The organism is Pseudomonas sp. NFACC08-1, from assembly GCF_900106735.1.
In the GTDB taxonomy this organism is placed as follows: Bacteria; Pseudomonadota; Gammaproteobacteria; order Pseudomonadales; family Pseudomonadaceae; genus Aquipseudomonas; species Aquipseudomonas fluorescens_Q.
In genome coordinates this window covers 486,020-501,977 of sequence record NZ_FNNL01000002.1, presented here as the reverse complement: position 1 = coordinate 501,977, position 15,958 = coordinate 486,020, and the positions used below count along the sequence as shown (strand labels likewise).

The window sequence follows — 15,958 nt, the reverse complement described above, 5'->3', positions numbered from 1 at the left end:
AGGATTCACCATGCCCAAGTACTTTGACCCGCATATCCACATGGTCAGCCGCACCACCGACGATTACCAGAACATGGCGGCCGCCGGCATCACCGGGGTAATCGAGCCGGCCTTCTGGCAGGGCCAGGCCAGGACCAGCGTCGGCAGCTTCATCGACTACTTCGACACACTGTTGGGCTGGGAGCGTTTTCGCGCCAGCATGTTTGGTATCCATCACTTCTGCACCATTGGCCTGAATCCCAAGGAGGCCAATGACCTGTCGGTGGCCAATGAGGTGCTGGAGATTCTCCCGCGCTACCTGGTGAAAGACGGCGTGGTGGCGGTGGGTGAAATCGGCTACGACGACATTACCCCGGAAGAAGATCGCTTCCTCGCCGCGCAATTGGAGCTGGCCAAGCAATTCAATTTGCCGGTGCTGGTGCACACGCCGCACCGCGACAAGATTGGTGGCACCAAACGCACGCTCGCCGTCATTCGCGAGGTCGGCATTGCCGAACATCTGGTGATCATTGACCACCTCAACGAACTGACCCTGCCCCTGGTGCTGGACAGCGACTGCTGGCGCGGCCACTCCATCTACCCCAACACCAAGATGTCGGAACAACGCATGGTCGCGCTGCTGCAGCAGTACGGCACGGAGAAAATGGTGGTCAACAGCGCCGCCGACTGGGGCATCAGCGACCCGCTCAAGGTGCCCAAGACCGGCCAGGCAATGTTAGCCGCAGGCTTCAGTGAAGCCCAGGTCGAACAAGTGCTGTTCCACAACCCGGTGGACTTTTTCGCCCAGAGCGGCCAGTTGGACAAAGCCCTGGTCAGCACGCCCCTGCCCATCGATCAGCGGCGGCAATGGCAGGACAACTCCGCCCTGCGGGGCCAGGAACCGGTGATCAAATGAGCGCCCGCACGGGTTGGACGGCCACGCAGATCGGCTATTGCAGCAACGTTCACCCGACCCATGACCTGGGCGGGCTATGCGCTTGCGTCGAACGGCATTTCCAGACCGTACGCACACTGCGCGGGCTCGATACGCAGGACAGTGGATTGTGGATCAGCGCCCTCGCCGCCGCCGAACTCCAACAAGCGTCGACCCGTGCGGATTTCCTCGACCTGCTGCAACGCAGCGGACTACGCCTGACCTCACTCAATGGGTTTCCCTACGGCCAATTTCACCAGGGCGCGGTGAAAGCCGACGTCTACCTGCCCAGCTGGGCCGATCCGCAGCGGCTGGCGTACAGCCTGGACCTGGCTCGATTTCTCGCCCAGGCCCTGCCAGCGGACTGTGCCCAGGGAGTGATCTCCAGCCTGCCCCTGGGCTATGCCGCCCACTGGAGCCCGACGCTACAACAACGTGCCGAGCAGCAACTGCGCGAGCTCACTGCCGGGCTGGCCCGGCTGCAACGGGAGACGGGCAAGAAGATCGTGGTCTGCCTGGAGATGGAGCCCGATTGCGTGCTGGAAAACACCGACCAGGCCATCGCCTTCTTCCGCCACTGGCAAGCCACGGACCCGCACCATGAACACCTGGCGCTGTGCTTTGACGTTTGCCACCAGGCCGTGATGTTCGAAGACTGCTATCAATCACTGGACCGATTGCGTCGGGCTCGGGTCCCCATCGGCAAGATCCAGTTATCCAATGCACTGATTTGTCGCCTGCCTGAGGACGAGCACCGGCGCGAACAGGTGCTCAAGACATTGAGCGGTTTTGCCGAGCCCACCTACCTGCATCAAGTGAAGGCTCGCGATGGGCACGATCGGCTATCGGCCTGGGCCGACCTCCCCGCAGCCCTGGACGATTGTGAGCAGAACCGCGCCTCTCATCCCGAACTGAGGATTCACTTTCACATTCCGCTGTTCAGCGAGCAGTTGCTGCTGCCCGAACTCAGCGGCAGCCAGCTTGCCCTGTCGCAGACTTTCGACTTTTTGGCCGACCATGGGGATTTTCGCCCCGTACTGGAAGTGGAAACCTACAGCTGGGGCGTCCTGCCCAGCCAATTGCGGCCCACGACCGAGCATGCCCAACTCCAGGGCATCGCGGCGGAGTTGCATTGGGTCGAGGATCAATTGCAACAGCGCCGCTTGCTGCAACCTCAGGCACTGGAGGCCCACGCCCATGCGCTCTGATCCTGCGCGACCGCCGCTGCTGCTGATCAACGTGGTCGGCCTGACGCCCGCGCTGTTGGGTGCCGCGACGCCCTGCATCAATGCCCTGTTGAAAACGGCCAAGATGGCCACGCTGCAGCCAGTGTTCCCGGCGGTCACCTCGACCGTGCAGGCCTCGATCCTCACCGGACAACCACCGTCGGAACACGGCATCGTCGGCAACGGCTGGTATTTTCGCGATCAGGCCGAAGTGCGTTTCTGGCTGCAACCCAATGCTCTGATCCAGGGGGAAAAGGTCTGGCAGACACTCAAGCGCCAGTACCCCGGGTTTCGCTGCAGCCAGTTGTTCTGGTGGTACAACATGTATGCCGACGTGGACGCCGCCATTACCCCTCGGCCCCACTACCCGGCCGATGGTCGCAAGCTGTTCGGCCTGTATTCGGCGCCGGCCTCGTTGCATGAGCGTATCGAACAGCAGATCGGCGAGTTTCCCTTTCCGAGTTTCTGGGGACCGGCGGCCGGCATCGCGTCGAGCCGCTGGATCGTCGACTGCGCCATCGCCGAATTCCAGCTCAACCGCCCCGACCTGCAATTGATCTACCTGCCCCACCTCGACTACAGCCTGCAACGCCTGGGGCCCGATCACCCGTCGATTGCCGACGAGGTAAGGGCCATCGACGGTGAAGTCGGGCGTCTACTGGATTTTGCCCAAGCACAAGGCGCGGCAGTGATGCTGCTGTCCGAATACGGGATCGAAGCCGTCACCCAATCCGTTTCCATCAACCGGTTGTTACGAGCCGAGGGCTTGTTGCAGGTCCGCCAATCGCTGACCTGGGAGTTGCTCGATCCCGGTGCCAGTGCAGCGTTTGCGGTGGCCGATCATCAGGTCGCGCACATCTACGTGAAGCAGGCGCGCGACATCCCCCGCGTCAAGGCGCTGTTGCAACGCCAGGCCGGCATCGAACAGGTGCTGGATAAAACCGAACAACAGGCCTGGCAACTGGATCATCCCCGCAGCGGCGAACTGGTGGCCGTGGCCGCGCCCGGTTACTGGTTCGATTATTACTACTGGTTCGACGAGCGCAAGGCTCCCGACTTTGCCCGCACCGTGGACATCCATCGCAAGCCAGGCTATGACCCGCTCGAGCTGTTCATCGACCCGGCCATTCGCTTCCCGACATTGAAAGTGGCGCGCCGCCTGCTCCAGAAAAAGCTCGGCTTTCGCTACTACATGGACCTGATTCCGCTGGACACCCGCCTGGTCCGCGGCAGCCACGGACGGCTGCCCACGAGCGAGAAGACCGGCCCGCTGCTCATCACCAATTGTGATCTGTCGCTGCCGCAGCACCTTGCGGTCACGGCGGTGAAGCAACTGCTCCTGGAACACTTCCGGGGGCACCCTCATGCCGATACGGCGAATGCCAAGGAGCTTCCATGCGGCGAGCCATTTCCATCACTGTTCTAAGTGCCCTGGCCGGTTTGGCCCAGGCCGAGAACGCCACCAACTTCAATTGCGGTAACTTCCTGCAATTTGGATACAACGCCGACCAGACCCGGACCGCGTTCAACAATAGTCCCGAGACCATGGCCTGGAACTGGTTCGTCTGTTTGAACCAGTCCGACGCCAAGGGTTACAACCGTCAGTGGGAGCTGTTCAAGCCTTCCGATCAGGTCTATCTGGCCAATGGCGCCAACCCCGGTTCGTATGACAGCCGCATGAAGCCACCGGGCGAGGTGCTCAGGCAAGCCAAAGCCCTGGGGCTAGACCCGAACCGTCTCCTGCATAACATCAACGCCGTACAGCAGGTCGACGGCCTGAGCCTGGCCATGGGCGGTGCCGCCGTGCCTGCCACACAACAAGGTCACGTCGTGCGCTTTCAACTGCTGATGGGCCAGGACACCTACGACTACATCGTAAAAACCAATGTCTACAACGTGGATGGTCAAGAGGCCCTGACGAGCAACCTGAACTTTCCGGCCACGGCCTGGGAGTTGAAAGCCGCCTGGCTATGGATCGGCACGGACGCGAACTACAAGAAGCAGTTGGAAAAAGATGGCTACTACGTGGCCCAGGCCTACTACGCCGTGGGCACCGGGTACAAGGTCGGCTATGCGGCGTTGAGCGGTTTGCATGTGGTCAACAAACTGAACCCCGACTGGGTCTGGACCACCTTCGAAAACCTCAACAACCCCAAATACACCGTGAACAAGGACTACCCGCCTACGCCGATGACAAACAGCACCGGGCCGACAGCGGGTGCCATACCGGTCAACGCCCAGTTCCAGGCCAATAACCCGACGCTGTCGAAGTACCAGTTGATCGGCGTGGAATACCAGCCCATTACCCAGGTCCTGGCGAACTCACAGTTGGAGTCGGCATTCCAGGACACATCGTCCTGCCTGGCCTGCCACGGCACCGCCGCCTACTCGAAGAGCAACGGTTGGTTCAGTTTCGCCATCCCGACCTCAGGCGGTCTCACCTACCCGACTACGCCGCTGCCGGAAAAGGCCTTCGTCGGCTACAAAAAACTGGATTTTGTCTGGTCGCTGAAACACGCCCAGTGGCAACGCTAAGGAGAGCACGACATGAGCATATTGAATTTCCCCCGCATCTACCTCAACGGCGAGATGTTCTGGAACCCGCCGACGGCCAACAACAATGACATGTTCCCGCTGTACGACGCGGTCAACATGGACATCAACTGGCCGTTCGTGAAGCACTTCGGCATCACCCCCCACAATGCCCCCGACAGGCTGATGCCATGGGCTCTCTCGACGCAGTACATGGCCGACATGCCGACCTATGTGCAACAAGTGCCAGGCAATATCAATCCGAAGCATGACCCGTACATGCCCGCCGAATGGGATCTGTTCGGTGACAACAGTTGCGGTCTGGTGAACTACGGGAAAACCACCTCGACCGTCATCGGTGGCGAGCTGCAGGCCAATACCTACATCGCTCAGGATTCGCTGATCGGCGCGCAATACCACTTACTCGGCAGCCCTCTGGGCAGCTCCGCCCCGACCCCGGCGCGCTTCGTGGACATCAGCCCATGGCAGAACACGTTCACGGCATTGTATTTCGACAAACTGGTGCTGGGGGATACGTCCTGCGGCCTGACCCTCAACCGCAAGTATCGGATGATGGACCGTTTCCTGAACTTCAATTGGGGAGCCCTGGGTGGCCTGGTGAACGTCAGCACCACCTGGCAGACCTGCTTTCCCAAGGAGAACCTGGAATGGGCGATTGGCAACTCGCGTCTTCTGGCCAACCTCCAGCAGCAGATGACGCAGCAAGGGGCCCAGGGCCTCATGTTCCGATTTTCAACCTACCTGACCTGCTACGACAAGAACGGTGTGTTCAACGATTACACGCAGCGCCCCAACACCCGTTCCAACCACCCGGACATCATGGCGAAAGTGCGTGATCTGTACAGGGAAGGCTTGAACAACGTCAACCAGATTTTCTTCAACCCCGCCTACAGCCGCACCTCGGCGGTGCTGGGTCTGTGGCTCGCCAACGAATACCCCACCGCTCCCGCCGGGGTGCGCCTGGTACCCACCCAGCCAGTCTCGGTCGTTCAACCGGGTCCCGCTGGGAATCATAGTGTCCCATTGGGGGTGATCTCGGCGCAGATCAACGGTAATACCCTGTCGCTGGACCTGAGCAACACGTTCCCGTGTTATCCCGTGGACCCCGCAGCCGACATCCTGGTCCCTGAGAAATTCAACGCCGGCGACTACCTGTTGGGCGTGCGCCAGAAGGGACGGTTCATGGCGGGGATCGGCTTCGGCTTCGATAAATACCAGCAATCGGCTTTCGAGCTACGCTCAGGCATCCTCGATCTCACGCTCAACCCCGAAGCCAAGGCACTGCTGCAGTCCGGTCCTCTGCTGCTGCAACAGCGCCTCCCGGCCACCCCTCCGAGGATCGCCGCCGGCCAGCAACCGTGGACCGCCGAAGTCATCGAGAGCGGCAGTTTCATCGATGTCGGTGACCGCAAGACGCTGAGCATCATGGTGCAGAAAAATGGTCAGCCGGCCGCCAACACCACGTTGTATGTCGCGGAGTACGGCAACCCCTACATGGTGACCAGCAGCAATTACTACCTGGCTTTCAGTAATGCGGCCGATTTCACGCTGTTCTACGACAACCCGTCGGCCCGTATCAACAATACAGCCAATCTGCCGCAGTTCATCGACGCCCCCAAGGTCGCCCTCTATCGCAGCACCGGCAGCGGTCGCCGGCTGACCGACCTGCAGGACGTACCCGAACCCGTGGGCAACCCGATCGGGTATCAAGACTTCCTCAGAGCGACCGGTACGCCGGTCGCCGTCGACCTGCGCCCCTGCCTGGTCTTCGACAAAGGCCTCAATGGCACCGGTACACTGGAGGACAAGAAGGCCAGCAGCGTCAATTACTCCTACGCCGTCATCACCACCAACGCCCAAGGCATCGCCCAGATAAGCTGCCGGGCAGTGGCGCCAGGCTTCCCTACCTTGCGCTTCTTCGTGCAGGAGAACGGCAAAAAACCGGCCATTCCGTTCAGCTTCCCGATCACCCAGGCCTACGTCGACTTCCTCGCACCGATACGGGTGCTGCCACTGGACATGCAGTTGCAACAGGACTTCATCGACACCTGGAACGCCATCTACGAGAAAACAAACGCTCCAGAGCTGCTGTGGGACAAGTTCATTTATCCAAGGATCCTGCAGACCTTCTATTACCTGTACCCCATCATGAACAAGTTCATGCCGCTCAATTCCCGGACGCGCGTGGAGGGCGCAATCGACCAATTGATCTTGCTGATCAGCAAGGATTACCAGGACCAGAGCACCCTTGCGATGCCCATCACCCGGGACATGTCCCAAAGCCGCCGCGCCGTCCTGGAGCTGTGGGCCAAGCGCCTGGTGAAGTTCAACTATCCGCCCAAGAAACTCAGCATGAGTGACTACAACGGCCTTTGACGATTTCACCCAGGATCACCGGGTGGCGAGCCCGCCGCCCGGCACTGCACAGGAGTGTCGATATGAAAGCCTGCATTTTGAGCCGACTGTTGTTACTGATCCTGTTGTTCAGTCCGGGGCTTTTTGCCCAGCAGGACAGCGGTGCCGTCTACTTCACCATGGGCGTGCACAACACCGAGGGCTGCAACGAACAGAACGGCAACTGCATCGCCAAACGTGCCCCGGGCGACCCTTCCGATCCGTTTTTCCCGGCGTTCTGGATCAGCGATTGGACCATGTACCGGGTGATGCACAACTACGAAAAAAACCCGCCGCCCTACAGCAATCCCCCTTCCACCCTGACCCCGGCGGACTACACCGTCTCTCGCGGGACCAGCTATTACGACACGGCCTATATCCCGGCCGATGGCGACGGCTTCGGGGCGATGATGGAGCACTATGAGAAGTACTGCCTGCCGATCTTTCCGATCAAGAACAACAACTACACCTGCTCCTTCGTGTCCCTGGGCAACAAGGCATACTTCCTGACCTACCCGCAGGATCGCCCCAAGGACATGCCGGCCTGCTGCATGTTCTCGCCGATGAATCATCCACCGCGGCAAGACTTCATCCAGCACCTGCCCTACAGCGCCGCGCGCAGCAAAAACCTGGATGGCAGCGTGCAGGCCTACGCCCTGGACCTGGATTCGCCGCAAGGTCCGATCCTGTTCGGTTATGCCTTCTACAAAAAAATGTCGGGGCAACCGCCCTACCGGCAGCCCCAATCGTTCTTTTTCTCCGGTGACAGCAGTGTCGCCAATGCCCCCATCGTCAGCCAGAACTACACCAACTTCCGCATCGCCAGACCGGACCCTGCCCAGACCTGGGCGCAGGTGGCTGCGATGTGCCCGGCGAACCCACCGCCCTGCCAGTTGTTCGAGCCACCGGTTTCACAGAGCAACGGGCAAAAGGCGCAGTGGAACAAGCTCATGCAGCGCAAACCCTGACCAATGACGAAGGATCGCCATGAACACTTCATTCCGTTTCACCCTGGTGCTACTGGGTCTGGCCAGTCTTCCGGCCCTGGCCCTGGAACAATCCCAGGAACAAGCCATGCCACGGACGCAGGCCTCGAACCTGAATTGCCAGCCCCCCAGCACGGCGCCGGCGGCCAACGCCAGCCAGGACCTGTTCGATCAATACAGCTGGCAGTTGTTCATCGCCGTGAACTGGCCCGCCCAGGCGGGGCAGCGCGGTGATCCCGACTGCAGCAAACAACCGGGAGATCCTGGCTACACCGTCTGGCAGACCTACAAGACCGTGGAAGAAACCTTCCTGCCACGGGGGGCCGATCCAGGCCCCTGGAACACCCCGCAGCTTGCCAAGAGCCTGGGCATTATCAACATCGCCGCGCTGAAGAACAGCTCCCAGGTGAATGCCGTCGACCAGGCCGTCGGCGGCTGGCTGATCGACCAGGCCGGCAACCCGACCTACTACGACATCTCGGCCAACGAGACCTCCTACAACTACATCGTCGCCAACCAGTTCTATAACGCCGATGTGGTTTCCAAAGCCAACAACATCAACTTTCCCTATGGGGTCATCGAGGTCAAATCGAGCTGGCGCATCCTCACCCCCAATGACAATGCCAGCCGCTACCTGACCATGCTTGCGCGCGTGGCCACGTTCGACGACCAAGGCCAGCGCACCGGCGTCACCGAGGCCTATCTGGGCCTGGTGGGGCTGCACGTCATCACCAAGGTGAACGGCTATCCGCAGTGGATCTGGTCGACCTTCGAGCAGATCGACAACGTTCCGCCCAAAACGCTGGTGAACGGTGTATGGGTCGACCAGCCGGCCTCCGGCACGGCCTATTCCTACTTCAACGCCAACGCCCCGGCAGCCACGCTCAACCAGTCACCCTGCGACTGGCAGACCCAGGGCGCGCACCTGGTCTGCGTGCCCAAGCCTGGCACCACCTTCCAGACCCCGAACCCGTTGAACCGGTACACCCCGATCGCCGAGATCACCAACGAGGTCAACGCCCGTTACCGCAGCGACCCGGACCTGCAACGCAGCGTGCTGAAGTACTACCAACTCATCACCACCCAGCGCCCGCTGATGCCGGACAACCCCAGTAATCCACTGGGCCAGCCGACCCCCGCCCTTTCGGCCAACGTGACCATGGAAAGCTACATCCAGCCCAACAGCAGCTGCATGAATTGCCACTCCATGGCGACTCCGGTCAAGAGCCCCTACAAATCCGACTACTCCTACCTGTTCAAATTCGCCAATTCGCCTGTCGGCAAAACCATCAAGGACGAGGAATAAATCATGAGCATCCTGAACGGACCACGGCTGAATTTCTGGGGCGGCATCCGCACGGACGTCAGCCTGCCGAACAACTCCCCGACCATTCCCTACGGTGGCAACGCTGACTGGCCGCTCTTCGACCTGACCACTTCGACCCTGGCACCGAGCGCCGAGTCCTACACCGACGACCAGTTGAACAACATGATCAATGCCCCCACCGGCAACTACTACACCGCCGGGGGCTGGAATCACTATGGGCAGCATGTCGTCGACATGCAGAACGCCCTGATCAGCTCCCAGGGCATCCCCGGCAGCATCAACACCACCGGCGACCTGGTGGGCCAGCCCGTCTACCTGCTCGGTTCGGTGGACCCGGTGACCGGCCAGGGGCCCGTTTCCGGACCGATGATGGTGGACCTGGACCCCACCTCCTCGACGACCACCCAAATCTTCGTCGGTGGCCTGCAAATCGGTGGCAACGACAACATCCAATTGCTGATCCGCAGCGACACCGTGTGCAGCAGTTTCGACGTGGCGGGACGTGTGCTGCTGCCGGCGAAAATGGATGCGCCGGGCTCTTTCCACGCCAGCGGTACATTTCAACTGACCTTCCCCTTGAGCAGCATTGTCAGTTGGAACCAGAACAGCAGCGGCCTGCGCTCGATCATTCAGGCACCGGGAGCGACGGGCATCGTCCTGCGTTTCGTCATGTTCGAAATGTGCCCCACGATGACCACCGAACAACTGGACGCCGACTATGCCGCCGGCCGGTACACGCCCAACCCGAGCATCGGCCGGGTCATCGGCACACTGGCCCCGGCCTTTGCCGACGAGCCGCTGAACTGCCAGCCGGGCCGGCAACTGGTCAACCAGAGTACCGGCAATGCCGGCTATGCCGACCTGGACAACACCGGTTACCTGAGCATCGACATGGTGAACGTCATTCCGAAGGAAACCTTCCGGGCCGTCAGGGACGATATCACCAGCCCGATCGGCCCCAACGCCAATTACGGGACCGTGACCATCAGCGCCGGCTCCACCACCCTGACGACCCTGGAGCCGACCAGCCGCTTTTTGTTCGATTACTACGTGTATGGCGGCATCGTCGACCTGCCCCTGACCGCCGACCAGCTACAGGCAGTACGGACCTCTGCCTTGGCGATCAACGCACCGGGCAAGGTCGCCGGCACCACATTGCAGGCCACCGAGTCGACCTATCGGATCTATGCCGACCAACGCAACGTCTACCTGGAGGACTACCCCAACGGGCTGTCGATCACCCTTCAGGTCAGGTACCTGGGCGGGGCGGTGCCCAGCACTACCGAAATTGGCCTGCAGGCGGCGGCCCCCGCGGTCTATGATCAACCGCAATACTGGGACTTCCTCGACTTCCCTGATTTGTTGACCGTCGACAGTGGCCAGCTTTCCGTCAGTTTCCCGGTCACCCTCAAGCCGGGCAGCGCCGCTCAAGCGGGTTTCGTCGCCCTGACCTGCACGGCCAATGGCCTCGACAGCAGTGCCTACTTCACCAACTTTCGCAAATACGCCCAGACCGACTTCGGCATTCCCCAGGGCACCACCATCACCTGGCCGCTGATGTACCCCAACGTGCTGCGTTTTCACTACCTGGCGTTCCCCGCCATGTCGCGCTATATCCCGCTGAATCAGCCCGACGCCGTCATGGGCGCCAAGAACCCTATCCTCGCCCGCACCTCGGACGCCTACAAAGGCACCACGCTGTTCATGCCCGTGGTGCGCTCGATGTCGCCCTGCCAACGGGCGTTGCTGCGGGCCTATCTCACCGGTGAACCGTGGCAGCCGCCGCAATGACCGTATCCCCTGCTCAATCACGGAGAGAGCCTATGCCCGTTCCCCTTCAGATCCCCGCGCACCCCGGGGAAAACCTGCGCCCCAGCACCCTGGTCGCCGAGGACCTGCTGAACCCTCGCGGCCTCTGCCTGCAAGCCGATGGCAGCCTGCTGCTGACCGAAGCAGGCTCGGGGTTGCCCGACCAACCCTTCAGCGGCCGTATCAGTCGACTGCGACCGGATCCGCAGCGGCCCGGCACCTACCTGCCCCGCGAAACATTGACGCAAGGCTTTCGCGCCATGAACATGCAGGCGCGCATGCTGCGTGATGAAATCATGGGGGTGTCGGACATCGCCTGCGGTGACGGACGCTGCCTGGTCAGCCAGACCGATTACGTCGCCGGTTCCAAACTGCTGGACCTGCAATTCACACCGCCCGAGCCAGTGTTCCATAGCCGTGGCAACCTGAATGCGCTGTGCTACCACCCGACCCGCCACAGCTGGCTGGCCGTCAAGCCCGATACCAATCAGTTGGTGGAGTTCATCACAGGCCAAGAGGAGCGCGTGCTGGCCCAGCTGCCCGAACTGGATCAAGGCCAGGAAGCCGTTCCCGTGACCCTGGTGTACGAACCGGCGACAGACGCCGTGCTGATTAGCCTGTTCTCGGGCGAACTGCACGGCGACCCGAGCCGCAAGGGCATCGACTTTGCCGAGAAGGCCGGCCAGGTGATCCGGGTCTGGCCGGACAGCACCAGGATCGACATCCTGATTCACGGCCTGCAACTGCCCACCGGGCTGGCGCTGCGCCCCAACGGCCAACTGCTGGTGCTGGAACTCTGCGAGCGCCTGCAACAACCGCTGCTTCCCGACTGGAACGGCGAACCCCTGCATGGCGGCTTTACCCGGTTCAGTGGGCGGCTGCTGAGCTGCGACTTGCAAACCGCCCAGGTCACGGTGCTCGCCCGCGACCTGGACACCCCTTCCAACCTGTGCCTGTTACCGGACGCGGTACTGGTCAGCGAAGGCATGGGGCTGCTCGGGCGACCACTGCCTACACCAGATGGAAGCGTGGTGCCGTTAAACGGCAGGCTTCGTCGGGTACAACTCTGAACAAGCACTCAAGACAAAGGCAAAAAAAGCGGTGCTTACCCTAATGCCAGTCAGTTAAGGATCACACGGGTTTGAGGCTTAACTGATCGGCATTAGGCGCCAGGGCCGCTTTTGTGGCGAGGGAGCTTGCTCCCGCTGGGCTGCGCAGCAGGCCCAAGGCTGGCGACACCATTGAGTCTGGCATAACCGGGATTCAGGTTTTAGGGCCGCTTCGCGCCCCAGCGGGAGCAAGCTCCGTCGCCACAGGGGGCTGTGGCGCTGCAACTGATTTTTTCCCAGCCGCTACCAAGTGTTTGTATCCGGGTTGATTCATTCAGATAAATGAGGCACCCGGGCTAATGCCAGTCAGTCAAGGATCACACGACACAAAACCTGGGGGAGCAAGGGCCGCTTTTGTGGCGAGGGAGCTGTGGCGCTGCAACTGATTTTTTCCCAGCCTGCTACCAAGTGTTTGTATCCGGGTTGATTCATTCAGATAGATGAGGCACCCGGGCTAATGCCAGTCAGTTAAGGATCACATGACACAAAACCTGTGGGAGCAAGGGCCGCTTTTGTGGCGAGGGAGCTTGCTCCCGCTGGGCTGCGCAGCAGGCCCAAGGCCGGCGACACCATTGAATCTGACATAACCGGGATTCAGGTTTAGGGCCGCTTCGCGCCCCAGCGGGAGCAAGCTCCCTCGCCACAGGGGGCTGTGGCGCTGCAACTGATTTTTTACCAGCCGCTACCAAGTGTTTGTATCCGGGTTGATTCATTCAGATAGATGAAGCACCCGGGCTAATGCCAGTCAGTTAAGGATCACATGACACAAAACCTGTGGGAGCAAAGCTTGCTCCCACGGGGTTGAGGCTTAACTGATCGGCGTTAGCGCTTACCCTTTCATGGGATAAGCGCCGTTTTTCTTGACTCAGCCAGCAGTGACCGTCATGCCACCATCCGCCATGACCACCGAACCGACGATAAAGCTGGCACGGTCCGACGCAAGGAACGCAACCACCTCGGCAATTTCTTCCGGCTGTGCGGCTCGGCCAATAGGCGCGGCTTCACCATGCTGGGCAAGGAACGCCGGGCCGTCCTCGACCACGTCATTAAGGATGTTGGTGACCACATCGCCAACGCCGACCGCATTGACGCGAATACCATCCTCGATGACTTCCAGCGCCAGGGTCCGCGTCAGTTGTGCCAGGGCACCCTTGGAGGCGGTATAGGCGGCAATGGTCGGGAAGGCAAAATAGGACGCGTAGGACGCTATGTTGACGATGGCCCCCGACTTGTTCGGCATCATCGCCTTGACCGCTTCGCGTGAATGCAGGAAGGCCGCGGTGGCGTTGACCGCCTGGATGCGCTCCCAGTCCTGGCGCGTCATGTCGATTACCCGCTTGTTGATGATGATCCCGGCATTGTTGACCAGGATGTCCAGCCGGCCGAACTGCTCGACGGCCAGGCCGACGGCGCGCTCGGCAGCGCCATCCTCGGTGATGTCGGCCTCCAGCGGCACCAGCCCGGGACGGGCCAGCTCATGGACGGCGGGGTTGATGTCTTCCGCGACCACCTTGGCGCCGCGGGCGTGCAGCAACAACGCGATGGCCTTGCCGATGCCACTGGCGGCTCCGGTGACCAGTGCCACCTTGCCTTCGACTTCCTGGGGAATGCTGTGTTGGATATCGGTCATGATCGCTCTCCTGCGTGAGCGGGCCGACGAGACATTCGCCGGCCCGGCGCCCGTGGGCGCTGTCGTTATCGACGGCTTCACTTTCTCGCAACGGCGACTGCCGGGCTTTCGCAGGCTTGCTGGGACTGTCGGGGTTTTGCGCGAATCTGCCCACGCAGGCTTAATCCCATTGCCGGTGACATAGGCCGAAACTCCCACCCCGCCTGGGAGTATCAGCCGATACGCAATAACGCCGGGCTTGCCCATAGTTGCGGTCATAAGGTCAACGGTCAGACCTCGATGACCGCATGCTCTGGAGAAAGTCATGACTATTCGCGAGCAAGACTCAGCACTGCTGAGCGATCCGGCCTCGCTATTCACTGCAACCGCCAGCACCGATCTGGGGGTCGTGGCAACCGGCGTCGACGTAACGCTGGATGAAACCGCCAATTTGCAGAACGGCACCGCCACGCCGAGCCCTGCAACAGATGCGGATGATAACGACATTCTGGTCGCCTCCCTCCCCACGACCTTCGCCAGCCGCCTGACCGCGCTTGGCACAGGGACCGCGACGGGAGCCGCCTTGAGCGGGTATACCGGCGCCGTGGGCGACACCGGCAGCGATGCGTTCACGGTCAACGCCGCGCCTGGAGCAAGCATTACCAATATCAGCTTCGTCGGCAGCACCGGTGCGCCGCTCGACGGGGTGGACAGCGGGCTGGATACGCTCAATGGCACCAGCATCCTGCTCTACACGGACACCAACGACAATATCGTCCTCGGCCGGGCCGGCGGCCCAGCCGGTGCAATCGTCTTTGCCGCCTACATTGAAGAAACCGCCACCGGCGGCAAGATCTGGACCGTGCTCTACGAACCGCTCCAGCAACCCGTCAATACCAACCCAGACGATGCCGTCAACCTGCTGGACAAAGTCTTCATCGGCGCGAGCCAGGACCTTCAGTTCAGCCTGGCCAACGCCCCCTCCGGCCAGAACCTTTTCCTGATGTTCACCACGGCGAACCCGACGACGACGCTGGTCGACGGTGTCCTGCGGATCAATGAGCCCACCATCATCGCCACCGGCAAGGACCCGGCCGACCAATCCAGCGGCGCCAATATCACCACGGGCGATACGATCAATACCAGCCAGGCCGGTGGGCCCACGACCTTCGGTACCAATAACCAGATGATCGTGGAACAGGAAGGCATCCGTTTCACCTTCGTCACCGGTGCCAGGCAGGATGTGACCATTCCCAATCTGGACCAGACCGAAGCGGACCTGGAATCCAACATCGACTTTACCGACGTCTTCAATACGAAGATGGCCAACTTCGATGTCGTGCAGTTGCAGGCCGGCAAGACCGCCGTGGTAAAAATCAGCGCGTTCAGCACCGCGGCTGAATCCGGGGTGAATTTCATCAACGGCTATACCGGTGACACCCCGGTTGCGATCAGCAACGTGCGGGTCACCAACATCAGCACCGGCGCCGTCATCGAGAATTCGGACGGCTCGGCCAATGATGCGGGCATCGTCATCAGCTTCGCTTCCGGCGTTGCCACCATCACCGGCGTCAAGGCCGGCTACCAGATCGAATACACCACCACGTCAGATCACAACCGTGTGCTCATCGAAAACGGCGCGGCCCTCGATGCCAAGGGCACCGACCACGCCGACTTTGACATCGGTGGTTTCACCTTGGTCCAGGCGTCCACTGCGAAGACCGAGATCGGCTCCAAGATGATTTTCGAAGACGACGGACCGAGCATCAGCACCACCGGCACCGAGCCAACCCTGACGGTGGACGAGACGCTACTGGGCACCAACGCCACGCAGAACTTCGCCGCCAACTTCACCTCCGCCTACGGCGCCGACGGTGCCGGTACGCTGACTTACGCGCTGGGCGTGGTTGCGGGTGCTTCCGGGCTCACCGACACGGCCACGGGCGAGGAGGTCAACCTCTCGCTCAACGGCGCGGTTGTGGAGGGACGCACGGCCAGCACCAACCTGTTGGTGTTCACCGTCAGCGTGGCC

The 15,958-nt window shown here is 61.3% G+C and carries 11 protein-coding genes; 10 read left to right on the top strand and 1 reads right to left on the bottom strand.

The annotated features are described in order from the left end of the window. Positions 1-10 precede the first annotated feature (10 nt). The 9 genes from BLU76_RS05815 (at position 11) to BLU76_RS05775 (ending at position 12,278) form a co-directional block, all read left to right on the top strand. Entirely contained in the window at positions 11-895 is an 885-nt protein-coding gene (locus tag BLU76_RS05815; RefSeq protein ID WP_058545409.1) for a TatD family hydrolase, read from the top strand. Beyond that, positions 892-2,121 carry a metabolite traffic protein EboE gene (eboE, locus tag BLU76_RS05810; RefSeq protein WP_092221891.1) on the top strand — a complete coding sequence of 410 codons (1,230 nt, stop codon included), beginning with the start codon at positions 892-894 and terminating at the stop codon, positions 2,119-2,121. Before BLU76_RS05815 ends, eboE begins: the two co-directional genes overlap by 4 nt. After that, on the top strand, positions 2,111-3,565 hold the full coding sequence (locus BLU76_RS05805; RefSeq protein WP_092221889.1) for an alkaline phosphatase family protein: 1,455 nt from the start codon (positions 2,111-2,113) through the stop codon (positions 3,563-3,565). Before eboE ends, BLU76_RS05805 begins: the two co-directional genes overlap by 11 nt. Then, positions 3,535-4,674 (top strand): hypothetical protein, encoded by a 1,140-nt coding sequence (locus tag BLU76_RS05800; protein ID WP_092141870.1) that lies wholly within the window; start codon positions 3,535-3,537, stop codon positions 4,672-4,674. The genes BLU76_RS05805 and BLU76_RS05800 overlap by 31 nt, the downstream gene beginning before the upstream one ends. 12 nt (positions 4,675-4,686) lie before the next feature. Continuing rightward, positions 4,687-7,068: a hypothetical protein gene (locus tag BLU76_RS05795; RefSeq protein ID WP_092221887.1), complete on the top strand. Its 2,382-nt coding sequence runs from the start codon at positions 4,687-4,689 to the stop codon at positions 7,066-7,068. Between the two features lie 62 nt (positions 7,069-7,130). Further along, complete coding sequence (locus BLU76_RS05790) at positions 7,131-8,054, top strand: hypothetical protein (RefSeq protein ID WP_092221885.1); 924 nt, start codon at positions 7,131-7,133, stop codon at positions 8,052-8,054. A gap of 19 nt (positions 8,055-8,073) precedes the next feature. Then, entirely contained in the window at positions 8,074-9,378 is a 1,305-nt protein-coding gene (locus BLU76_RS05785) for a hypothetical protein (protein ID WP_092221883.1), read from the top strand. A gap of 3 nt (positions 9,379-9,381) precedes the next feature. Next, on the top strand, positions 9,382-11,190 hold the full coding sequence (locus BLU76_RS05780; protein WP_092221881.1) for a hypothetical protein: 1,809 nt from the start codon (positions 9,382-9,384) through the stop codon (positions 11,188-11,190). A gap of 32 nt (positions 11,191-11,222) precedes the next feature. Further along, entirely contained in the window at positions 11,223-12,278 is a 1,056-nt protein-coding gene (locus tag BLU76_RS05775) for a hypothetical protein (protein ID WP_092221879.1), read from the top strand. A gap of 904 nt (positions 12,279-13,182) precedes the next feature. On the opposite strand, the gene BLU76_RS05770 is transcribed toward BLU76_RS05775, so the two are convergent. Then, positions 13,183-13,947: an SDR family NAD(P)-dependent oxidoreductase gene (locus BLU76_RS05770; protein ID WP_092221877.1), complete on the bottom strand. Its 765-nt coding sequence runs from the start codon at positions 13,945-13,947 to the stop codon at positions 13,183-13,185. A gap of 304 nt (positions 13,948-14,251) precedes the next feature. Here BLU76_RS05770 and BLU76_RS05760 point away from each other — a divergent pair. After that, positions 14,252-15,958 (top strand): DUF5801 repeats-in-toxin domain-containing protein (locus tag BLU76_RS05760; protein ID WP_256572648.1); only part of this gene is annotated, 1,707 nt, incomplete at its 3' end.

Coding starts and splice junctions, on each gene's coding strand:
- BLU76_RS05815 (WP_058545409.1), top strand. CDS start 11: ATGCCCAAGTACTTTGACCCGCATATCCACATGGTCAGCCGCACCACC.
- eboE (WP_092221891.1), top strand. CDS start 892: ATGAGCGCCCGCACGGGTTGGACGGCCACGCAGATCGGCTATTGCAGC.
- BLU76_RS05805 (WP_092221889.1), top strand. CDS start 2,111: ATGCGCTCTGATCCTGCGCGACCGCCGCTGCTGCTGATCAACGTGGTC.
- BLU76_RS05800 (WP_092141870.1), top strand. CDS start 3,535: ATGCGGCGAGCCATTTCCATCACTGTTCTAAGTGCCCTGGCCGGTTTG.
- BLU76_RS05795 (WP_092221887.1), top strand. CDS start 4,687: ATGAGCATATTGAATTTCCCCCGCATCTACCTCAACGGCGAGATGTTC.
- BLU76_RS05790 (WP_092221885.1), top strand. CDS start 7,131: ATGAAAGCCTGCATTTTGAGCCGACTGTTGTTACTGATCCTGTTGTTC.
- BLU76_RS05785 (WP_092221883.1), top strand. CDS start 8,074: ATGAACACTTCATTCCGTTTCACCCTGGTGCTACTGGGTCTGGCCAGT.
- BLU76_RS05780 (WP_092221881.1), top strand. CDS start 9,382: ATGAGCATCCTGAACGGACCACGGCTGAATTTCTGGGGCGGCATCCGC.
- BLU76_RS05775 (WP_092221879.1), top strand. CDS start 11,223: ATGCCCGTTCCCCTTCAGATCCCCGCGCACCCCGGGGAAAACCTGCGC.
- BLU76_RS05770 (WP_092221877.1), bottom strand. CDS start 13,947: ATGACCGATATCCAACACAGCATTCCCCAGGAAGTCGAAGGCAAGGTG.